We start from the raw sequence: 20,096 nt of genomic DNA on the forward strand, positions 1-20,096 counted from the left end.
GAGATTCAGACCCGGCGCTGCAGCCCGGTCCACAATTTCTCGCGCAGGATCTGCTTCTGGATCTTCCCGGTGCCGGTCTTCGGCAGTTCCTCGACGAAGACGACCTTCTTCGGCACCTTGTAGCCGCCGAGGCGTGCCCGGCAGTGCGCGAGCACCCCGCCGGCGGACACGGCGTTCCCGGGCTCGACCGAGACGAACGCGGTGATCGCCTCGCCCCACCGCTCGTCCGGAGCGCCGACCACGGCGACTTCCCGGACGCCCTGCAGTTCGGAGACGACGTTCTCGATCTCCCGCGGGTACACGTTGAACCCGCCGGTGATGATCATGTCCTTGCGCCGGTCGAGGATGAACAGGTACCCGTGCTCGTCGAGGCAGCCGACGTCTCCGGTGTGCACCCAGCCGTCCGCGAAGGTCTCTGCCGTCGCCTCCGGCTTGCGCCAGTACCCGGCACTCACGTGCGCGCCGCGGGTGCGGATCTCGCCGGTGGCTCCCGGCGGGACCGTGCGGCGGTCCGCGTCCACGATCTCGACCTCGACGTGCGCGGTGACCCGGCCCGCCGAGGCCAGCCGGGGCAACCCGCGCTCGTTGAGGGTTTCGACGTGGTCCTCCGGGAGAAGCGTCGCGATCGGCAGCTGGGCTTCGCTCGCGCCGTACAGCTGCTGCATCGCTTCGCCGAAGTACGCGCGCGCCTTGGCCGCCCGGTCCGGCTGGATGGCCGAGCCCGCGTACGGCAGGATCCGGACGTTGCCGACCCGGCCGGACGGCTCGCCGCGCCGGGCGAGTTCCTCCAGCAGCATCGTGATCATCGTCGGCACCAGCGGGAGCACGGTCACCTCACCGCTGGCGGCGGCGTTCGCGACCTCCGCCGCATCGAACTTCGGCGCGTAGACGTTCAGCCCGCCGCTCGCGGTGATGACGTCGGCGATCCCGCCGCTGAAGTGGCTGATCGGCGCGGCGTGCAGGGCAGCGTCGCCCGGGCCGAGCGGAGGCAGCACCTCTCGGGCGTTGCGCACGAGCGCGCCGACCGTCCGGTGCGGCACCCGCACGCCCTTGGGCTGCCCGGTCGAACCGGAGGTGTAGAGCAGCCACGCGTCGTCCTCGGCGTCCGGCAACGGCAGTTCGTCGTCGGTGCCGGACGCGACGAACTCCTCGAACGGAATTCCCTCAGCGTCCTCCCTGCCTTCGCCGAACACGATGATTTCCTTGACCTGCGGCGGAATCCAGGCCTTCCCGTTCTCGGCGAGCCAGGTGCCGTCGACGAGCACGAACGACGGTTCCGCGTCCGCGGCGATCTGGGCCAGTTCGGCGGGGTGCAGCCGGGGCAGCAGCCCGACCCGCACCCCGCCGCCGAGCACGAGCCCGTGATACGCCTCGGCCCATTCGCAACTGTTGGGCCCGAGCAGCACCGCGCGGGTGCCGCGTTCCGCGCCGAGCGCCCGGAACGCCTGGGCGACGCGCCGGGCGCGGCTGCCGAGTTCGCCGTAGGTCAGCTCGCGCCGGGAATCCCGGATCGCGGGCCGCTGCGCGAACTCGGCGTACGACTGCGTGTACAGCCGGGCCAGTGGGGTCGGGGACATGCGCGTCACCCCAGCCGCGACGGTGCCCAGTCGCGCGTCGGCGACCGCCACGCGGGCCAGTTGTCCTCAGGCTCCGGCCGGGTCACTGACAGGTGCGTGAAGCAGTCCTGGCACTTCACCACCATGCGCGGGCCGAGGTAGTTGGCCACCGGGTACCGCTTGATGTCCGTGCTTCCGCAGGACGGGCAGGTCGCCTCCACCGGCGTGCGCTCGACGGACACGCGCGGGGTTTCCGGCCGGGGGAAGAGAAGTCGGTCGACAGACATGGGTGCTCCTATCCCAGGATCCAGTTGACGGGCGTCGCGACCGGCACCGACCAGGTGCCCGCGTCGCGCTGGGCGGCGAGTTCGGCGCGGCGCTCGGCGGTCGCGGCTTCGTCGATCCGGCCGTCGCGCACCACGGCACCGAACGCCTTCGCGGCGAAGTCCTCGCTGTACAGCCCGTCGGCGAGGTCGCGGCCGAGCCGGTTCAGGTCCCGGGCGAGCGGGTCTCCCCAGCCGCCACCTCCGCCGATCAGGAAGCGGATCGCGTCGCCCGCCTTCAGCACCAGCCCGGAGAACTTGCCGGTCTGGTACCGCGCGCCCTTGCAGAACCCGCCGTTGTTCGGGTCCGGGCGGCCGTCGTCGTCGAACATGCCGAACAACGGTTCGGCACCACGGAGGTCGAGCGGATTCGCGTGCGCGGCGAGGTCGAAATTCTCGATGTACCAACCGAATGCGGGGGCACCCGGACCGGCTCCGGCGGCACCCGGCGCACCCACGCGCACCCGGTCGCAGGTGACCGTGACCATCGTGTCCGACTGCGCGGTGAGCGTGTACACCGAGCCGAGCCCGCCTCGGTATTCGCCAGCGCCAGCGGTGTCGAGGACCATTTCGTGCTGCGCCACGATCAACGGGCTTTCGATCTCCACGTGCTCCTGCACCGAGGTCCGGCAGTTGCCGATCGGCGTGACACAGAAGGAAATGCCGTCTTCCTTCCACGTTCCGCCCCAGCCGCCGCCGGTGAGGGCGAACGCGCCCCACGGCATGCCCTCGTGCCCGGGCCGGGTGTCGATGCCGCCGAGGCTGATCACCAGCGCGGTGCCGGTGTCGCACGCGATCGCCCGGTCGCCGACGGCCTGGCTCAGTGCGCTCGCGACGGCGTTGATGCCGCGGGCGCCGATGTCCGCGTGGTTCGAGCAGCTCGACGGAGGCAGCACGCACACCACGCTGCCCTGCGGCAGGAGTGTCTCGATAGGACGGAGGGTCCCGCTGTTGACCGGCGTGCCCGGGTCGACCATCAGCTTGACCGCTTCGATGCACCGCACCGCCTCGCACCACGCGGTGCCGCAGTTGCCGAGCGGCTGCCGGCCGGAGCCGGAGAAGTCGATCTCCATGCTGTCGCCGCGCACTTTGACTGTCACGCGCACCGGGATCGGTTCGTCCGTCACCCCGTCCTCGTCGAGGAAATCCTCCACGGTGTAGTCGCCGTCCGGGATGCCCGCGATGCCGCGGCGCATGCTTGCTTCGGTGGCCTCGATCGCGTACCGCCCGGCCTCCTTCACCTTCTCCAGCCCACCGCGGGCGACGAGCGCCCGCAGCTGCCGCTCCCCCACGACCAGGCAGCCGTGCAGCGCGCGCAGGTCGCCGAGGACGAGGTGCGGCACCCGGTTGTTCTCCAGGATGAAGTTGAACAGCGGCCGCACCGGCACGTCGTTGGCATACAGCAGCGACGGCGGAAGCTTGATCTGCTCCTCGAACGACGTCTGCGTGCCGTTGGAGAAACCGCCCGGGATCGGCCCGCCGAGGTCGACCAGATGCGAGGTCGAGTGCAGCATGAATTCGACGCGGCCGTCCACGAACACCGGCCGCAGCAGGTTCACGTCGGACTGGTGGATCGTGCCGCGCCACGGGTCGTTGACGAAGATGACGTCGCCGGGCTGCAGCGAGTCCACGTCGAACTCGTCCATCACGAAGTTCACGATGTGCGGCGAGGTGAAGGCGTGCTGCATGCAGCCTTCCCACTGCGCCGCGGTTTCCCACGCGTCGCCGCTGCGGACGTGGATGGCGGTGGTGCAGTCGAGGATGTCGCGGCAGACCGGGGAGAACGCGCTGCGCATCAGCGCCTCGTTCATCTCGCGGGCGACCTCGATCAGCCCGTAGCGCAGGATGTCGAGTTCGAACTCGGCGGTGCCGGTGGCGGGTTCCGCGGAAATCGTCATGGCGGCGCTCCTCAGCCCTGGTTCTCGATGATGTTTTCGATGATCAGGAGACGGTCGGCGTCCACGCGGGCGCGGCGACCCGGGAGCACGACCGTGGTGGCGAACTTCTCCGAGACGATCGCCGGCCCGTTGACAACCTCGCCCGCCGTGAGCCGTTCGCGGACGTGCACCGGCACGCTCGTGGTCTCCCCGGACCCGGGTACGCGCAGGTCACGGTTGCCGAGCAGGGATTCGCCGGAATCGGCGTTGGTGGACGGCACCTTGTTCGGCCTCGGGATCACCGCGGTCACTTCCAGCGTCGAAACGACGACCGGAATCTCGGCCGCGGAGAATCCGTAGGAATCCTGGTAGAACGCGTGGAAATCGGCGGCGACGCCGGGCACGCGTTCCGCGGTCATCGGACCCGGCCGCAACGGCAGCCGGTTGTCCCACGTCTGCCCGCGATACATGGCGAAGATCGCGCGGTCGAACGCCAGCCCGTCCAGGTCCACGCCCTGCGCGGCCAATTCCTCCGTCAGGCTCTGTTCCATCGCGGCGAATTCAGCTTCGACCGTCTCGGCATTGTCCGCGGTCAGCGGGACCATCAGCGACTGCGCCCGCGTGGTCCGCAGATCGCTCTGCAGCAGCCCGAGCGCGGAGAACTGGCCCGGTGTCGAGGGCACGACGACCGTGTCGAGCCCAAGGATCCGCGCGACCCGGTCGGCGAGCATCGGGCCCGCCGAACCGAACGGCAGCAACGCGAACTCGCGGACGTCGAGTCCCCGGTAGACCGAGATGGTCCGGATCTTCGCCGCGATGTCCTCGCACGCGATCTGGTAGGCGGCTTCGGCCAGTTCCAGCGCGGAAAGCCCCCACTGCTCGCCCGTCCGGGTCAGCGCGGCGCGCGCGGCCTCGACGTCGAGGGTGATCCGGCCGTTCGCGAACAGGTCGGGTTGCAGCACGCCGAGCAGCAAGCACGCGTCGGTGAGCGTCGCCTCGGTGCCGCCGCGGCCGTAACACGCCGGGCCGGGGTTCGACCCCGCCGATTTCGGGCCGACCGCGACCTGCCCGAGTGCGTTCGGCCCGATGACGCTGCCCGCGCCCGACCCGACGCTCTCCACGTCGACCAGCGGCAACGTCAGCGTCAGGCCGGTTTCCAGGGTCCACAGGTCGGTGAGCGGGGTCTGCGCGTCGACGATTGCCGCGACGTCGGTGCTCGTGCCGCCGACGTCCATGGTCAGCAGGTTCCGCTTGCCCGATTCGCGCGCCAGCTGCAGACTGCCGGTCACTCCTCCGACCGGACCGGAAACGAGCTGGAAGACCGGCGCTTTGCCGGCGTCCTGCACGGTCGCGACGCCGCCGTTGGTCGTCATGATCCAGAGCGTGCCGCCGAACTGCCGCTCCTCCAGCGCGACCGTGAGCCGCCGCAGGTAACCGACCACGGCGGGTCCGACATACGCGTCCAGCGCGACGGTCGTGGTCCGTTCGTGCTCCTTCGTGACCGGGTACAGGTCCGAGGTCTGCACGTAGGCGTGCGGAATCTCTTCGGCGAGGATCTCCGCGGCGCGCCGCTCGTGGCCGCGTTCCCGGTAGGAATTCATGAAGCACACCGCGACCGCCTGTACGCCCTGTGCGGCGAAATCGCGAGCAGCCGCGCGGACCGCGTCCTCGTCCAGCGCCAGCAGCTCCGTGCCGTCGTAGCCGATCCGCTCGGGGATGCCGATCCGGTCGCGCCGGTGCACGATCGGCCGCTCCTGGTGCGGGCGCAGCCACGTCGGGTCGTAGAACCGGTCGCCGAACTCGCGGTGCATCCGGCCGATGTCGAGCAGGTCGCGGTGCCCGCGCGTGGCCAGCAGCGCGGTCTTCGCGCCCGCCCGGCTCAGCAGCGCGTTGATGCCGACGGTGTGCCCGTGCACGATCTCCGCGATCTCGGCCGGCTCGACGCCGATCGCGGCGAGCGCCTCGAGGACACCGTGTTCCTGTTCCTTCGTGGACAGCACCTTGCCGTCCCGGATTTCCCCGGTGGCGCGGTCAAGGCCGATGATGTCGGTGAAGGTCCCGCCGACGTCGATGCCGACCAGCCAGCCTGCCGAGCCTCGTTGCTCAGTCACCTCTTGCCTCCACGGGTCGTGGTGTGTGAGGTGATTCTGTGCGCGGTGCGACCGCGGTCACATCGGCCAAGGGTCCGAGACGGAATGGGACCTTAGGACAGTCCCCCGCCCCGCAGCCAGAGGGCGATCGCCTCCGTGCGGCTCGCGACGCCGAGCTTGCGCAGGATCTGCGTGACGTGGGATTTCGCGGTGCGCTCGGTGATCGCCAGCTCGCGCGCGATGTGCCGGTTGGACCGACCGGCCGCGAGCAGTTCCATCACCTGGTTTTCCCTTGCGGTCAGCGGAATCTGCGGGCTCGGCGCGGGCGACGGCGGCGATGCGGGGAGAGCCGTCGGACGCGTCATCAGGCCGTCCGCGGTGTCGCGCAGGAACGCCAAGCCTTCCAGCATCGTGAGGCGCCCCAGGGAATGACTGAGTGCTTCGGCCATCAGCGTAAGGAGCGCACGGTCGGTTTCGTCGACGTCGCGGCCCTGGTGGTAGCGATCGCCGTGCAGCAGGCCGACCACTTGGCCGTGCACCGTCAACGGGGCGATTCCGTACGAAGTGGACTTCGTTACGCGGATCAGGTCGCGGTCGACGCGCTGGCTGTGCTGCGTATCGAAAATCAGCCGGGTTTCGGCCCGGTCGACCACGTCCGCCTCGATCAGCCCGCCGCGCAACTCGGGCGGCGACGCCTTCCCGACCGCGACGATCTCGTCGGCCCACCGCGGCTCGTGTACGACGCACATGGTGTGCAGCCGCCACACGGAATCCACTACGCGGGAGACCAGGACCCGGTCGAATCCGAGCCGGCAGCCCGCTTCCGGGACCCGGCCGAGGAATTCGTCGACGGTTTTCGCGTCGCGCACCGAGGCGAGCGAAGCGGCTACGCGGCGCAACAGCAGGTGCCGGTCGGCGAGCCGCGTTTCCGCGAGTTCGGCCTCGACCGCGCGGATCCGGCCCAGCAGCTCGGTTAGCTCGCGTCGCCGCGCCCCGGAGACGCCGGAGTCGTCGGCGATGTGCAAGGTCTCGGCCAGCACGGCGTTCCACAACCGTCCCACGGCCCCGGCCGCCTCGTCGGCCCACGGGCCGTCCAGCCGCGGCACCGGCACGTCCAGCCCCAGCGAGGCCCCGACGTCCGCGCACAAATCCCGGTAGCGCGCGCCCAGCCCGGCGGCGCCCGAGACGATGCTGTCCACGTCCATCGGCCACCTCTGGTACTTCCGAGGGCACGGCCTCACCGCCGCGCTGATGCACAATATATGCGCTGCTGAGCCGAGGGACAAACGACGCCGGAGCGGCCCGCCGGGATCGCCGGCGGGCCCTTTCCGGTCAGTTCGCCGCGGTCGCGGCGAGGTTTTCCCGGAAGAACGGCACCGCTTCGGCCAGCGCGCGGTCGACGTACTTGGGCACGTCGTAGAAGTCCATGTGCGTACCGCCTTCGACCACGACGAGCTTCTTCGGGCTGCGCACGCGGCCGTGCAGTTCCGTGGACATCCACAGCGAACCGGCGTCGCTGCCCGCCACGATCAGGACCGGCTGCGTGAGCAGTTCCTCGACCAGGTGGAACGCGTCGAAGGTGAAGATCCGCGACACGCTCTTGGTGAACAGGAACTTGTTCTTGGCGTTCGGGTGCTGGGCGCGCGGGGTGAGGTAGTAGTCGTTCGCCTCGACCAGGTCGCGCGGGGTGTTCTCGTCCGGTTCGGCGGGCACGTACGGCAGGTACGCCGCGTCGGCGCCGTTCGCCTCGGCGGTGCGCTGCTGAGCGACCGCCTGCAGCGTGGGCACCGCGGCCGCGTCGGAGTCGGTGCCGTACCAGCCGCGCCGGAACGAGGTGCCGATGTTCACCGCGCTGACCGTGGTCAGAGCCTTGATCCGGTAGTCGGTCAACGCCGCGTTCACCAGGTAGCCGCCGCCCGCGCAGACGCCGAGGCCGCCGATCCGCTCGGCGTCGACATAGCCGAGGGTCTGCAGATAGTCCACCGCCGCGCGCACGTCTTCGACCCGCGCGGCCGGGTCCTCCAGGTGATGCGGCTCGCCGCCGCTGTCGCCCTGGAAAGACGCGTCGAACGCGAGCGCGACAAAGCCCTGCTCGGCCAGCTTGCCCGCGTAGAGGCCCGCGGTCTGCTCCTTCACCCCGCCGCCGGGGTGCACGGCCACGACCGCCGGGTAGCTGCCGTTCGGGTCGAAGCCGTCCGGCAGGTACAGGTTGCCCGCCATGGAGACCGAGCCGTTGGGGAAGGTCACCTTCTGCACTGCATTCACTCCTTCAGAAGTTCCGAGGTCCTGCTGCCCACTCTGCGGCGGTCCGCGCGGGCGTGGCAGAGGCCGTCTATCGGGGGTACCGCCAGCCCCTCCTTCCCGGCGCGGAACGCGCTTACCCTCGAGGCATGGCGATCGCGAACGACCTCCGGGAATTCCTGATGACCCGGCGCGCGAAGATCACGCCCGAACAGGCCGGGCTGATCGCGGGCGGACGGCGGCGGGTCAGCGGCCTGCGCCGTGAGGAAGTCGCGCGGCTGGCCGGGGTCAGCACCGAGTACTACGTGCAGATCGAACGCGGCCGGGTGTCCGGCGTTTCCGACGAAGTCCTGCACGCCGTCGCCACCGCGCTGCAGCTGGACGACACCGAGACCGCGCATCTGTTCGACCTCGCCCGCGCCGCCGGGAAACGTGCCGGACCGGGCCGCACGGTCCGTCAGCCGGTGCCCGAAGGAGTCCAGGCCCTGCTCGATTCGATGGTCAACGCCCCCGCGATCGTCCAGAATGGACACCTCGACCTGGTCGCCGCCAACGCGCTCGGCCGCGCGTTGTACGCCCCCGTCTACGACCACACCCCGCCGAACCTCGCGCGGTTCATCTTCCTGGACGACCACGCCGAGGAAATCTTCCCCAACTGGCAGAAAGCCGCTGACGACGCGGTCGCGCTGCTGCACGTCGAAGCCGCCCGGTCGCCGTATGCGAAAGCGGTCACGAGCCTGATCGGCGACCTCGCGACCCGCAGCGAGGCATTCCGCACCCGATGGGCCGCCCACGACGTCAAAGCCCACCAGCGCGGCACGAAACTGTTCCGCCACCCGGTCGTCGGCGAACTGACTTTGCGCTTCGAAGGCCTGGCGGTCACCAGCGCGCCGGGGCTGACGATGATCGGCTACACCGCGGAGGCCGGTTCGGCGTCGGCGGAAGCGCTGCAGCTGTTGTCGAGCTGGATCACCGCACCCGGCACGGAGGTCCGTGCCGCGGAAGAAAAACGGCTGGCCGACTGACTCGCTCGCCTGGTCAGCGGTTCCAGAATCCTTGCTTCTCCAGCAAAGCCACCGCGCGCTCGCCGGCGTCCGCGAGGTGTTTCTCCACCAGCGTGCGCGCCCGGGCCGCTGAGCGCGCGGACAGGGCGTCCAGGATCAGCCGGTGGTCGTCCCGTGCCTTGTCCGGCCAGTCCTCGTGCGCCTCGTAAAACCCGTGCGACACGGTCTTGGACAGCATGCCGAGAAGGGACAGGAGCCGGCGCGAATCGGCGGCGTAGTTGATCCTCCGGTGGAACTCGAAGTTCAGCCGTTCCTGTTCGGCGCGGTCGGCCGCGCTCTCCATCCGGTCCGCCAGATCGTGCAGCGCCTGCAGGCTTTCCGGCGAAAGGTTCTTCGCCGCGCGTTCCGCGGCCAGCCCGGACACGACGCCGAACACGCGGTAGTGGTCCCGGATGTCGTCGCGCGTCATCCGGGCGACGAACGCGCCCCGGCGGGCGATGTGCTCCACCACGCCTTCGTGGTCGAGGGTGATCAGCGCTTCGCGGATGGGCAGTTTGCTGATGCCGAGTTCGTCGGCGAGCGCTTCCTGGTCGATCTTCGCGCCGGCCCGCAGCTGGCCGGAGAAGACCCGCCGCCGGATTTCCTGCGCGGCCATCGCCTTGAGGTTCGCCGGGCCGGTGCGGCGCGGTCCGGCACTCGCGGTTTCGGGCATCGCCACGACCTTCTCCCATCCCTGCGTCGGCGGCGGTATCGGATGAAGTATTACACGGCCGTGGGGCGCTCAGGCTGCCGCGGCGTCTCCGCCGAGAGGGCCCGCCGCTGCCCAAACTGCGGTCTGACCTGGAGATTTTCCCGCTCTGGAGGTCGCCCGGCAGTGTGAGGCATTCGATGATTTCTGATAAAGTATTTTCTCAGCGGGCCGTCTGGGTCATAGTGGGGGCATGGCAGCAGCGGTTACCCCCGAGGACTTCCGGCCGATCCTGGAGCTGGTGCGCGACTTCGTCCGGGCGAAGGTCGTTCCGCGCGAGCAGGAGATCATGGACGGCAACGCCATCCCGGACGATCTGCGCGCGCAGGCCGCCGAGATGGGCCTGTTCGGCTACGCGATTCCGCAGGAGTGGGGCGGGCTCGGGCTCGACCTGACCCAGGACGTCGAACTCGCGATGGAGTTCGGCTATACGTCGCTGGCGCTGCGGTCGATGTTCGGCACGAACAACGGCATCGCCGGACAGGTGCTGGTCGGCTTCGGCACCGAGGACCAGAAAAAACAGTGGCTGGAGCGCATCGCCTCGGGCGAGGTCGTCGCGTCGTTCGCGCTGACCGAGCCGGGCGCCGGGTCCAATCCCGCCGGGCTGCGCACCAAGGCCGTGCGCGACGGGGACGACTGGGTGATCGACGGGCAGAAACGGTTCATCACCAACGCGCCGATCGCGGATCTCTTCGTCGTCTTCGCGCGCACCCGTCCCGCGGACGACTCCGGGCCCGGGATCGCGGTCTTCCTCGTGCCCGCGGACACGCCTGGCCTGGAGGTCGGGCCCAAGGACAAGAAGATGGGCCAGGAAGGCGCCTGGACCGCGGACGTCACGTTCAGCAACGTCCGGGTGCCCGCCTCCGCGCTCGTCGGCGGGAACGAGGACGCCGGGTACCGCGCCGCGATGACGTCGCTCGCCCGCGGCCGGGTCCACATCGCCGCGCTGGCCGTCGGGTCCGCGCAGCGTGCGTTGGACGAGTCCGTCGCGTACGCCGCTTCGGCGACGCAGGGCGGTCAGCCGATCGGCGATTTCCAGCTGGTGCAAGCAATGCTGGCGGACCAGCAGACCGGCGTGATGGCCGGACGGGCGCTGGTTCGCGAGACCGCGGCGCGCTACGTGTCCGGCGAGGACCGCCGGATCGGGCCGTCGGCCGCGAAGCTGTACTGCACGGAGATGGCGGGCAAGGTCGCCGATCTCGCGGTGCAGATCCACGGCGGCACCGGGTACATGCGGGACGTGCCGGTCGAGCGGATCTACCGCGACATCCGGCTGCTGCGGCTTTACGAGGGCACCAGCGAAATCCAGCGCCTGATCATCGGCGGCGGGCTGGTCCGCCAAGCGAAGAAGGCGCAAAAATGACGAGCCGCGCGGCTACGCGGGCACGGGAAGCGGCGACCCTCCTGTTCGTCCCGGGCGACCGGCCGGAACGCTTCGGCAAGGCGATGGCCGCCGGGCCGAGCCTGGTGGTGCTCGATCTGGAGGACGCCGTCGCGCCGGACCGCAAGGAGTACGCGCGGGAACAGGTCGTCGCGTGGCTCGAGGAGAACCCCGAGTGCGCGGTGCGGGTAAACGCCGCCGGCACCGCCTGGCACGACGAAGACCTCGCCGTGCTCAGGCGGCGCCGGTGCACCGTGATGCTGCCGAAGGCCGAACCGGCGACCACACGCGCGGCGGGCGAACAACTCGGCGTGCTGCCGGTCGTGATCGCGCTGGTCGAAACCGCGCGGGGCGTCCTGGACGCGCGGGAGACCGCGACCGTCCCGAACGTGCAGCGCCTCGCGTTCGGCAGCTTCGATCTCGCCGCGGAACTGGGTGCCGACCCGGCCGACCGGGACGCGTTCGTCGCCGCGCGGGGCGCGCTCGTGCTCGCCTCCGCCGCGGCCGGGCTGCCCGGTCCGATCGACGGCGTCACCGCGGATCTGGACAACGAGGCACACCTCACCGACGAAGTCCACTACGCACGGCGGCTCGGGTTCGCCGGAAAGCTGTGCGTGCACCCGAAACAGGTACCCGTCGCCGCGGCGGCGCTGCGGCCGTCACGCGAGGAAGTCCGCTGGGCGCAGTCGATTCTCGACGCCGCCGACGCGGGCGGCGCGGTCGCGGTGGGCGGGCAGATGGTCGACAAGCCGGTGCTGGAGCGCGCCCAGCGCGTCCTCCGGCAGGCACGAGAAGGGAACGGGCGATGACGCTCACCGACGACGAACAGCAGATGGTCGCCCTGGTCGCGGAATTCGTGGACGACCGGGTCCGGCCCCGGGTCCGCGAATTCGAAGCCGACGACGTCTATCCGGCCGAGTTCATCGACGAGATGAAGAAACTCGGCTTCTTCGGCCTGCTCGCGCCCGCTGAGTACGGCGGCGTGGACGTCAGCACCGCGTGTTTCGCCCGGGTCACCGAGGAAGTGGCGCGCGGCTGGATGAGCCTGGCGGGCGCGATCGGCGGGCACTCCGTGATCACCTATCTGATCAAAACCTTCGGCACTCCCGAGCAGCGCGAGAAGTACCTGCCCGCGATGGCCGAGGGCCGCATCCGCGCGACCATGGCGCTGACCGAGCCCGGCGGCGGCAGCGACCTGCAGGCCATGCGCACCCAAGCCGTGCCGACCGACGACGGCTACACGATCACCGGATCCAAGACCTGGATCTCCAACGCCGCCCACTCCGGCCTGATCGGCCTGCTGTGCATCACCGACCGCGACGCGAAACCCGCGCACCGCGGCATGAGCGTCATCCTCGTCGAGCCCGGCGACGGCCTCACGATCTCCAAGAAGCTGCCGAAGCTGGGTTACCGCGGCGTCGAGGCCTGCGAGCTGGTGTTCGACGGGCGCGAGGTGCCGAAGGACGCGGTCCTCGGCGGCGAACCGAACCAGGGCTGGTCGCACATGATGCGCGGGCTGGAAGTCGGCCGGATCCAGGTTGCGTCGCGCGCGCTCGGCGTCGGGCAGGCCGCGCTGAACGACGCCGTCCGCTACGCCCAGGAACGCGAATCCTTCGGGAAGCCGATCTGGAAGCACCAGTCCGTCGGCAACCTGCTGGCCGACATGGCCACGAAGATGCGCGCGGCCCGTCTGCTCACCTTGGACGCCGCGGAGAAGCTCGACGCGGGCGTGCGCGCGGACATGGAAGCCGGGATGGCCAAGCTGTTCGCTTCCGAGACCGCGATGCAGGTCGCCCTCGACGCCATCCGCGTCCACGGCGGCTACGGCTACTCCAAGGAATACGACGTCGAACGCTACTTCCGCGACGCGCCGCTGATGATCGTCGGCGAAGGCACCAACGAAATCCAGCGCAACGTCATCGCCGCCCAGCTCGTCGCCCGCAACAAGATCTGAGGACCCCATGGCTCTGCTGACCGACCGGACCGCCGTCATCACCGGTGCCGCGCAAGGCATCGGGCTCGCCATCGCCGAGCTGTTCGTCGCCGAGGGCGCCCGCGTGGTGATCGGCGACGTCAACGCCGAGGCCGCGGAGAAAGCCGCCGAAGGACTCGGCGGCGGCGCCGTGGCCCGCGGCGTCCGCTGCGACGTGACCAAGGCGTCCGATGTGGACGCTCTGCTCGCCGCGGCGGACGAGGCGTTCTCCCCCGTCGACGTGTTCGTCAACAACGCCGGCATCACCCGCGACGCGACCATGCGGACGATGACCGAGGACGAGTTCGACCAGGTCATTTCCGTGCACCTCAAGGGAACCTGGAACGGCACGCGCAAGGCCGCGGCGATCATGCGCGAACGCAAGAGCGGCGCGATCGTGAACCTGTCGTCGCTCTCGGGCAAGGTCGGCATGGTCGGCCAGACGAACTACTCCGCGGCCAAGGCCGGGATCGTCGGCCTGACCAAGGCCGCGGCGAAGGAGATGGCGCACCACGGCGTCCGGGTCAACGCGATCCAGCCCGGGCTCATCCGCACCGCGATGACCGAGGCCATGCCGCAGAAGGCGTGGGACCAGAAGATGGCCGAGATCCCGATGCGCCGCGCTGGAGAGGTCAGCGAAATCGCTTCGGTGGCGCTGTTCCTCGCGTCCGACCTGTCGTCGTACATGACCGGCACGGTGCTCGAGGTGACCGGCGGACGGTTCATGTGACCGGCTGGGAACCGCACGCCGTCACGACCGCGGAGCTGGTGGACCCGGCCCCGGTCGCGGCGCTGGCCGCGCTCTTCGACAACGGGCTGCCCGCGCCGCGGCCGGGCGACGGCCTGCCGCCGCTGTGGCACTGGGTCGCGCTCCCCCGCTGGCCGGTCTCCTCGGAACTCGGCTCCGACGGGCATCCGGCGCGCGGGACGTTCTTGCCGCCGATCGACCTGCCGCGGCGGATGTTCGCCGGCGGCGAGGTGACCGTGCACCGGCCGCCGAAGATCGGCGAGACGGTGACCCGTCGTTCCATAGTGGACTCGGTGACGGAGAAATCCGGCCGCTCCGGGCAGCTGGTGATCGTCGTCGTGCGGTCCGTTCTGTCCGGTGTGGACGGTGCACCGCTCGTCGAGGAACGGCAGGACCTCATCTACCGCGAAGCGGGCGCGACCACCTCCGAAGCACCGGTCCAGCCCGCCGAGCTGGCAGGCGCTCCCTTCCGTCGCCGCGAGGACGGCTGGGACTTCGCCACCGATCCCACCCTGCTGATGCGCTTCTCCGCGGCCACCGCGAACGCGCACCGCATCCACTACGACTGGCCGTATGCGACCCGCGTCGAGGGCTACCCCGGCCTGGTCGTGCACGGGCCGCTGATGTCGCTGGCCCTGGCCGAGGTGCTGCGCCTGGACTCCCCCGGCGCGCGGGTGACCCGGCTGGCGCACCGCAACCTGGCCCCGCTGTTCTGCGGCCAGCCCGCACGGCTGCACACCGAGCCCCGTCCCGGCGGCGCGACCCTGACCCTCGTCGGGGACGCCGGGCCGCGCACCAGCCTCGAAGCCGACTATCACGAGGAAGGCACTCCCCATGCGTGACGCCGTCATCTGCGAACCTGTCCGCACCCCGATCGGCCGCTTCGGCGGTTCGCTCAAGAGCGTGCCCGCCGCCGACCTCGGCACGGTCGCGTTGAAGGGCCTGCTGGAGCGCACCGGTCTGCCCGCCGACGCGATCGACGACGTCATCCTCGGCCACTGCTACCCCAGCGCCGAAGCCCCCGCCATCGGCCGCGTCGTCGCGCTCGACGCCGGGCTGCCGGTCACCGTGCCCGGCATGCAGGTCGACCGCCGCTGCGGTTCCGGGCTGCAGTCGGTGCTGCTGGCCGCGCTGCAGGTGCAGGCGGGAGCGAGCGAGCTGATCGTCGCGGGCGGTGCGGAAAGCATGTCCAACACCGTCTTCTACGCCAACGACATGCGCTGGGGCGCCACCGGCGCGGGCGTGATGCTGCACGATTCGCTGACCCGCGGCCGCCAGACCCCCGGCGGCAAGCACTACCCGGTGCCGGGCGGCATGCTGGAGACCGCGGAGAACCTGCGGCGGCAGTACGGCATCAGCCGCGAGGAGCAGGACCGGCTCGCCGCGACGTCGCACCAGCGCGCGGTCGCCGCGCAGCAGTCCGGCGTGTTCGCCGAGGAGATCATCCCGGTGCCGGTGGAGACGCGGAAGGGCACGGTCGTCGTGGACACCGACGAGCACCCGCGCCCGGACACGACCGTCGAGACCCTCGCGAAGCTGAAGCCGGTGCTGGGCAAGCAGGATCCGGAGGCGACGGTCACCGCGGGCAACGCGAGCGGCCAGAACGACGCCGCCGCGGTGTGCGTCGTGACCACCCGCGAACGCGCCGCCGAGCTGGGCCTTCGCCCGCTCGTGCGGCTGGTCTCGCACGGCGTGGCCGGGGTCGAGCCGAAGGTGATGGGCATCGGTCCGGTGCCCGCCTCCGCGGTCGCGCTGGAGCGCGCCGGGCTGAAGATCTCCGACATCGACCTGATCGAACTCAACGAGGCGTTCGCGGCGCAGGCGCTGGCCTGCACCCGCGAATGGGGCTTCGGCGAGTCCGATTTCGACCGGCTCAACGTGCACGGTTCCGGGATCTCGCTGGGCCATCCGGTCGGCGCGACCGGCACCCGGATCCTCGCCACCATGGCGCGGGAAATGCAGCGCCGCGAGGCCCGGTACGGGCTCGAGACGATGTGCATCGGCGGCGGGCAGGGCCTGGCCGCGGTGTTCGAGCGGGTGTCGGAATGAGCCGGGTCTTCGCTTCGGCCGACGAGGTCCGGGCGGCGATCGGCGAGGAGATCGGGCCGACCGAATGGTTCGCCGTCGACCAGGCGCGGATCGACGCGTTCGCCGAAGCCACCGGAGACCGCCAGTGGATCCACACCGATCCCAAGCGGGCCGCGAAAGGCCCGTTCGGATCGACCATCGCGCACGGTTTCCTCACCCTGTCGCTGATCCCGTACTTCAGCGCGCAGCTGGTCCGGCTCGACTTCGGGTCCGCACGGATCAACTACGGGCTGGGCAAGGTCCGTTTTCCGGCCCCGGTTCCGGTCGGGTCCCGGCTGCGCGCCCGTGCGACGTTCGCCGAGGTGAAGGACGGCGCCGCCGGGGTCACCGTCACCACGCGGTACACGGTGGAACTCGAAGGCGCGGAGAAACCGGCGTGTGTCGCCGAAACTTTGGTGGTCGTGGCCGGATGACCGAGTTCTGCCGTCTGGACGAGGCGGTCTCCCGTTACGTCCGCGAGGGAGACGCGCTGCACGTCATCCTGGGGCACAGCCGCTGGAGCGCGCTCGTCCGCGAAATCGCGCGGCAGCATTGGCAGCGGCCGTCGCGGTTCACGCTGATCATGGCCAGCCTGTCGTCGCTCGGGGCGGTGCTGTTCCGTTCCGGGTGCCTGGAGAAGGTCGTGACTGTCTACTCGGGAGACTCGTTTCCCGTGTTCACGCCGAATCCGGTGTTCCAGCGGTCCTATGCGGACGGTTCAGTCGAGGTCGAGAACTGGTCGTTCCTGAGCTACATCCAGGGTCTGCGCGCCGCTGCGACCGGCGTGCCCGCGGTGGTCACCGGCTCGGTGCGCGATTCTTCGATGGCCGACAACCCTGGCTACGCGGAGGTCGACACGCCGTTCGGCCGCGTCGGCCTGGTCGCTCCGCTCACGCCGGATGTCGCGATCCTGCACGCCGCGGTCGCCGACCGGCAGGGCAATCTGGCCGTCGCGCCGCCGATGTTCGAGGGCTCGATCGGCGCGTTCGCCGCGCGGCGCGGAGTGCTGGCGACCGTCGAGAGAGTCGTGGACGACCTGCGTCCGTGGTCTTCGTTCGTCCGCGTTCCGGCGCACCGGGTGCTGGCCGTGGTCGAGGCTCCGTTCGGCGCGCATCCCGGCGGCGTCTTCCCCGGCACCGAGGGCGCGCAACTGCCGGTGGACGGTTATGCCGAGGACGTCGAGTTCTGGATCGCGGCGCGGGAAGCCAGCCGTTCGGCGGATTTTGACGACTGGATCCGCGAGTGGATCCTCCTCGACCACGACGCTTACCTGGCCAAACTCGGCGAAGCGCGGCTTACCGCGTTGAGCCGCACGCTGGGCCAGCCGACGCCGCCGACCGGCCGCGGCGAGCACACCGGGCCGGTGACCCGTCCGGAACGCGCGGCGACCTGGCTCGCCGCGCTGGTCCGGTCGCGGATCGCCGAAACCGGAGCCGACGGGGTGCTGGCCGGAGCCGGGCTGGCGAACCTCGCCGCCTGGGTGGCCGTCGAACAGGCGAAGGCCGACGGGCACGACGTCGCGCTGGCGGCTGAACTCGGCCTCTGGGACTACACACCGACGCCCGGTGACCCGTTCATCTTCAGCTTCGCGAACTTCCCGTCATCCTCGATGCTGCTCGACACTGAGCAGGCACTGGGGAATCTGGTGAACGGCCCGGCGACGCGGTCGATCGCCTGCGTCGGAGCGGCGGAAATCGACCGGCAGGGCAACATCAACACGACCCGCATCGAGGGCGGTCCGTACCTCGTCGGTTCGGGCGGCGGGAACGACGTCGTGACCGGGGCCGACGAGACGTACGTCGTCGGCACCATGAGCCCGCGGCGGTTCATCGAGAAATGCAGCTACGTCACCAGTCCCGGCGCGAGGGTCCGGGCGGTGGTCACCGATCTCGGCATTCTGAGCCGACGCGACGGCGAGCTGGTGCTCGCCGCGATCGCGCCCGGACCGGAGCCGCTGGCCGAACGCGTCGAGCACGTCCGATCGCAGTGCGGCTGGGACCTCACCGTCGCGGACGACCTGCGCGAACTGCCCGAGGTGACCTCGGAGGACGTCCAGCAGCTGCGGAAATACGACCGTGAGGGCTTGTTCCTCGGCGACGGCAGGAAAGGAGCGGCATGAGTCGCTACGCACAATTCGAGAACCTGCGGGTGGACGGACCGGACGAGGACGGCGTCGTCGAACTGGTCCTGGACGCCCCGAACCTCAACGCGGTCAGCGAAGCCGCGCACGCCGAACTCGCCGACATCTGGCGCGAATTCGACCGCGACCCCGCGGTGAAAGCCGTCCTGCTGCGCGGCGAAGGCAAGGGGTTCTCCGCGGGCGGGTCGTTCGACCTCGTCGAGAAGCTGTCCACCGACTTCGAGGCCCGTTCCCGCACCATGCGCGAGGCTCGCGATCTCGTCTACAACGTCATCGACTGCTCCAAGCCGATCGTCTCGGCGATCCACGGCCCCGCGGTCGGCGCCGGACTCGTCGCCGGAGTGCTCGCGGACGTCTCGGTGGTCACTGCGAACGCGAAGATCATCGACGGGCACACCCGGCTCGGCGTCGCGGCGGGCGACCACGCGGCGGTGTGCTGGCCGCTGCTGTGCGGGATGGCGAAAGCCAAGTACTACCTGATGACCTGCCGCCCGCTGAACGGTGCCGAGGCGGAGCGGATCGGCCTGGTGTCGCTGTGCGTCGAGGAGGAGGCCGACCTGCTGCCCACCGCCCGGGAAATCGCGCACGAACTCGCGAACGGTGCACCCACCGCGATCCGGTGGACCAAGCAAAGCCTCAACCTCTGGTACCGGCAGCTCGCGGGCGCGATCTTCGATTCCTCGCTGGCACTGGAGTTCTACGGCTTCGGCGGCCCGGAGGTGCACGAGGGGCTCGCGTCGCACCGCGAACGCCGCAAGCCGGACTTTTCCCGGGTGCACGACGCATGAACCCCGCACTGCTGGCCGGACTGCGGGTGGTCGAGCTGTCCGCTTACGTCGCGACGCCGCTGTGCGGGCTCACGCTCGCCCAGCTCGGCGCGGACGTCGTCCGGGTCGAACCGCTGGGCGGTGCCGCCGACCGCACGCGCTGGCCGTTGTCCGACTCCGGGACCAGCCTCTACTGGTCCGGGCTGAACAAGGGAAAACGGGCGATCGCCGTCGATCTGGAGTCCGAAGCGGATCGTCGCCGGGTGGCCGACCTGATCGTCGACGGCGACCCCTGCGTGGTCGTGACGAACACTTCGCGGCACGCGGACCTCGGGTACGAGGCTCTGAGCGCGCGACGGCCGGACCTCATCCACGTCCTGCTGGACGGCCGTGCCGACGGCGGCGCGGCGGTCGACTACACCGTGCAGGCCGCGACCGGCTTCCCGCTGCTGACCGGCACCGGTACGGAACCGGTGAACCACGTGGTGCCCGCCTGGGACGTCTGCGCCGGGCTGTACCTGGCCGTCGGCCTGCTGGCCGCCGAACGGCACCGCCAGGTCACCGGGGAGGGCCGGTCGATCCGGGTCGCGCTGGAGGACGTCGCGCTCGCCACCGCCGGGAACCTCGGCTATCTCGCCGAAGCGCAGCTGACCGATCACTCGCGCACCAAGTCCGGCAACGAGATCTACGGTACCTACGGCGACGATTTCGAGACGGCAGACGGGGTCCGGGTGATGCTCGTGCTGCTCACCGAACGGCACTGGCAGAAGATGCTTGCCGCGACCGGACTCGCCGACGCCTTCGCCGGGCTGAGCGAAACGCTGGGGATCTCGTTCGCCACCGAGTCCGACCGGTACCGGCACCGCGACGTGATCTCGCCGCTGCTGGCGCGGTGGTTCAGGCAGACGCCGTACGCGGAGGTGGCGGAAACGCTTACCCGGCACCGGATCCTGTGGGAACGCTACCGCAGCTTCGCCGAACTCGGCCGCGACGGCGGTGCCGCGCTGCGCGAACTGGCGCTGTTCGGGAAGGTCGACCAACCCGGTGCGGGGGCGCATTGGGCCCCGAAATCGCCGGTACAGGTGGACGGGACCCGGCTCGATCCGCGGCCTGCGCCGGGGGTCGGACAGCACAACGACGAGGTATTGGGCCGATAGGTAGCCCTTCTTCCGGCTTGAGAGT

The 20,096-nt window shown here is 70.4% G+C and carries 18 protein-coding genes; 11 read left to right on the forward strand and 7 right to left on the reverse strand.

The genetic code is table 11. The annotated features are described in order from the left end of the window. Window positions 1-5: 5 nt before the first annotated feature. The 6 genes from H5411_RS11710 to H5411_RS11735 form a co-directional block, all read right to left on the reverse strand. Entirely contained in the window at window positions 6-1,577 is a 1,572-nt protein-coding gene (locus H5411_RS11710; protein WP_183123755.1) for a class I adenylate-forming enzyme family protein, read from the reverse strand. A 5-nt stretch (window positions 1,578-1,582) separates the two neighbouring features. Further along, the gene (locus H5411_RS11715) at window positions 1,583-1,843 is read right to left on the reverse strand and encodes a hypothetical protein (RefSeq protein ID WP_101439981.1); all 261 of its coding nucleotides are present in this window, start codon (window positions 1,841-1,843) and stop codon (window positions 1,583-1,585) included. Window positions 1,844-1,851: 8 nt separating this feature from the next. Next, window positions 1,852-3,777, reverse strand: a complete 1,926-nt coding sequence (locus H5411_RS11720) for a hydantoinase B/oxoprolinase family protein (protein WP_183123756.1) — start codon at window positions 3,775-3,777, stop codon at window positions 1,852-1,854. Window positions 3,778-3,788: 11 nt separating this feature from the next. Beyond that, the gene (locus tag H5411_RS11725; RefSeq protein WP_183123758.1) at window positions 3,789-5,867 is read right to left on the reverse strand and encodes a hydantoinase/oxoprolinase family protein; all 2,079 of its coding nucleotides are present in this window, start codon (window positions 5,865-5,867) and stop codon (window positions 3,789-3,791) included. A gap of 92 nt (window positions 5,868-5,959) precedes the next feature. Continuing rightward, on the reverse strand, window positions 5,960-7,051 hold the full coding sequence (locus H5411_RS47510; protein ID WP_183123759.1) for a helix-turn-helix transcriptional regulator: 1,092 nt from the start codon (window positions 7,049-7,051) through the stop codon (window positions 5,960-5,962). Between the two features lie 127 nt (window positions 7,052-7,178). Continuing rightward, window positions 7,179-8,264: an alpha/beta hydrolase gene (locus H5411_RS11735; RefSeq protein ID WP_463672084.1), complete on the reverse strand. Its 1,086-nt coding sequence runs from the start codon at window positions 8,262-8,264 to the stop codon at window positions 7,179-7,181. On the opposite strand from H5411_RS11735, the gene H5411_RS11740 reads away from it, so the two are divergent. Next, on the forward strand, window positions 8,237-9,112 hold the full coding sequence (locus H5411_RS11740; protein ID WP_101439977.1) for a helix-turn-helix domain-containing protein: 876 nt from the start codon (window positions 8,237-8,239) through the stop codon (window positions 9,110-9,112). The two genes, H5411_RS11735 and H5411_RS11740, sit on opposite strands and share 28 nt — an antisense overlap. Window positions 9,113-9,125: 13 nt before the next feature. On the opposite strand, the gene H5411_RS11745 is transcribed toward H5411_RS11740, so the two are convergent. Next, window positions 9,126-9,803, reverse strand: coding sequence for a GntR family transcriptional regulator (locus H5411_RS11745; RefSeq protein WP_101441325.1), 678 nt, complete (start codon window positions 9,801-9,803; stop codon window positions 9,126-9,128). Between the two features lie 229 nt (window positions 9,804-10,032). On the opposite strand from H5411_RS11745, the gene H5411_RS11750 reads away from it, so the two are divergent. Genes H5411_RS11750 through H5411_RS11795 form a run of 10 tightly spaced genes read left to right on the forward strand, consistent with a single transcriptional unit; the run spans window position 10,033 to window position 20,071 of the window. Next, window positions 10,033-11,202: an acyl-CoA dehydrogenase family protein gene (locus tag H5411_RS11750; RefSeq protein ID WP_183123761.1), complete on the forward strand. Its 1,170-nt coding sequence runs from the start codon at window positions 10,033-10,035 to the stop codon at window positions 11,200-11,202. After that, window positions 11,199-12,029, forward strand: coding sequence for an HpcH/HpaI aldolase/citrate lyase family protein (locus H5411_RS11755; RefSeq protein WP_183123762.1), 831 nt, complete (start codon window positions 11,199-11,201; stop codon window positions 12,027-12,029). The genes H5411_RS11750 and H5411_RS11755 overlap by 4 nt, the downstream gene beginning before the upstream one ends. Then, window positions 12,026-13,174: an acyl-CoA dehydrogenase family protein gene (locus H5411_RS11760; protein WP_183123764.1), complete on the forward strand. Its 1,149-nt coding sequence runs from the start codon at window positions 12,026-12,028 to the stop codon at window positions 13,172-13,174. Before H5411_RS11755 ends, H5411_RS11760 begins: the two co-directional genes overlap by 4 nt. A 7-nt stretch (window positions 13,175-13,181) precedes the next feature. Next, a complete protein-coding gene (fabG, locus tag H5411_RS11765) occupies window positions 13,182-13,922 on the forward strand; it encodes a 3-oxoacyl-ACP reductase FabG (protein WP_101439973.1) in 741 nt (246 codons plus the stop codon). After that, window positions 13,919-14,782 carry an HTD2 family dehydratase gene (locus tag H5411_RS11770; RefSeq protein ID WP_183123766.1) on the forward strand — a complete coding sequence of 288 codons (864 nt, stop codon included), beginning with the start codon at window positions 13,919-13,921 and terminating at the stop codon, window positions 14,780-14,782. Before fabG ends, H5411_RS11770 begins: the two co-directional genes overlap by 4 nt. Then, window positions 14,775-15,989: an acetyl-CoA C-acetyltransferase gene (locus H5411_RS11775; RefSeq protein ID WP_183123767.1), complete on the forward strand. Its 1,215-nt coding sequence runs from the start codon at window positions 14,775-14,777 to the stop codon at window positions 15,987-15,989. The genes H5411_RS11770 and H5411_RS11775 overlap by 8 nt, the downstream gene beginning before the upstream one ends. Further along, on the forward strand, window positions 15,986-16,441 hold the full coding sequence (locus H5411_RS11780; protein ID WP_183123768.1) for a MaoC family dehydratase: 456 nt from the start codon (window positions 15,986-15,988) through the stop codon (window positions 16,439-16,441). Before H5411_RS11775 ends, H5411_RS11780 begins: the two co-directional genes overlap by 4 nt. Next, the gene (locus H5411_RS11785; RefSeq protein WP_101439969.1) at window positions 16,438-18,126 is read left to right on the forward strand and encodes a CoA-transferase; all 1,689 of its coding nucleotides are present in this window, start codon (window positions 16,438-16,440) and stop codon (window positions 18,124-18,126) included. Before H5411_RS11780 ends, H5411_RS11785 begins: the two co-directional genes overlap by 4 nt. After that, entirely contained in the window at window positions 18,123-18,935 is an 813-nt protein-coding gene (locus tag H5411_RS11790) for an enoyl-CoA hydratase/isomerase family protein (protein ID WP_101439968.1), read from the forward strand. The genes H5411_RS11785 and H5411_RS11790 overlap by 4 nt, the downstream gene beginning before the upstream one ends. After that, a complete protein-coding gene (locus H5411_RS11795) occupies window positions 18,932-20,071 on the forward strand; it encodes a CoA transferase (RefSeq protein ID WP_183123769.1) in 1,140 nt (379 codons plus the stop codon). Before H5411_RS11790 ends, H5411_RS11795 begins: the two co-directional genes overlap by 4 nt. The last annotated feature ends 25 nt before the right edge of the window (window positions 20,072-20,096 follow it).

Source organism: Amycolatopsis echigonensis (assembly GCF_014174495.1).
Lineage (GTDB): Bacteria > Actinomycetota > Actinomycetes > Mycobacteriales > Pseudonocardiaceae > Amycolatopsis > Amycolatopsis echigonensis.

What these genes read in the sequence shown, in the direction of transcription:
- H5411_RS11710 (WP_183123755.1), bottom strand. Translation starts at nt 1,577, where the DNA reads ATGTCCCCGACCCCACTGGCCCGGCTGTACACGCAGTCGTACGCCGAG.
- H5411_RS11715 (WP_101439981.1), bottom strand. Translation starts at nt 1,843, where the DNA reads ATGTCTGTCGACCGACTTCTCTTCCCCCGGCCGGAAACCCCGCGCGTG.
- H5411_RS11720 (WP_183123756.1), bottom strand. Translation starts at nt 3,777, where the DNA reads ATGACGATTTCCGCGGAACCCGCCACCGGCACCGCCGAGTTCGAACTC.
- H5411_RS47510 (WP_183123759.1), bottom strand. Translation starts at nt 7,051, where the DNA reads ATGGACGTGGACAGCATCGTCTCGGGCGCCGCCGGGCTGGGCGCGCGC.
- H5411_RS11740 (WP_101439977.1), top strand. Translation starts at nt 8,237, where the DNA reads ATGGCGATCGCGAACGACCTCCGGGAATTCCTGATGACCCGGCGCGCG.
- H5411_RS11745 (WP_101441325.1), bottom strand. Translation starts at nt 9,803, where the DNA reads ATGCCCGAAACCGCGAGTGCCGGACCGCGCCGCACCGGCCCGGCGAAC.
- H5411_RS11750 (WP_183123761.1), top strand. Translation starts at nt 10,033, where the DNA reads ATGGCAGCAGCGGTTACCCCCGAGGACTTCCGGCCGATCCTGGAGCTG.
- H5411_RS11755 (WP_183123762.1), top strand. Translation starts at nt 11,199, where the DNA reads ATGACGAGCCGCGCGGCTACGCGGGCACGGGAAGCGGCGACCCTCCTG.
- H5411_RS11760 (WP_183123764.1), top strand. Translation starts at nt 12,026, where the DNA reads ATGACGCTCACCGACGACGAACAGCAGATGGTCGCCCTGGTCGCGGAA.
- fabG (WP_101439973.1), top strand. Translation starts at nt 13,182, where the DNA reads ATGGCTCTGCTGACCGACCGGACCGCCGTCATCACCGGTGCCGCGCAA.
- H5411_RS11775 (WP_183123767.1), top strand. Translation starts at nt 14,775, where the DNA reads ATGCGTGACGCCGTCATCTGCGAACCTGTCCGCACCCCGATCGGCCGC.
- H5411_RS11780 (WP_183123768.1), top strand. Translation starts at nt 15,986, where the DNA reads ATGAGCCGGGTCTTCGCTTCGGCCGACGAGGTCCGGGCGGCGATCGGC.
- H5411_RS11785 (WP_101439969.1), top strand. Translation starts at nt 16,438, where the DNA reads ATGACCGAGTTCTGCCGTCTGGACGAGGCGGTCTCCCGTTACGTCCGC.
- H5411_RS11790 (WP_101439968.1), top strand. Translation starts at nt 18,123, where the DNA reads ATGAGTCGCTACGCACAATTCGAGAACCTGCGGGTGGACGGACCGGAC.
- H5411_RS11795 (WP_183123769.1), top strand. Translation starts at nt 18,932, where the DNA reads ATGAACCCCGCACTGCTGGCCGGACTGCGGGTGGTCGAGCTGTCCGCT.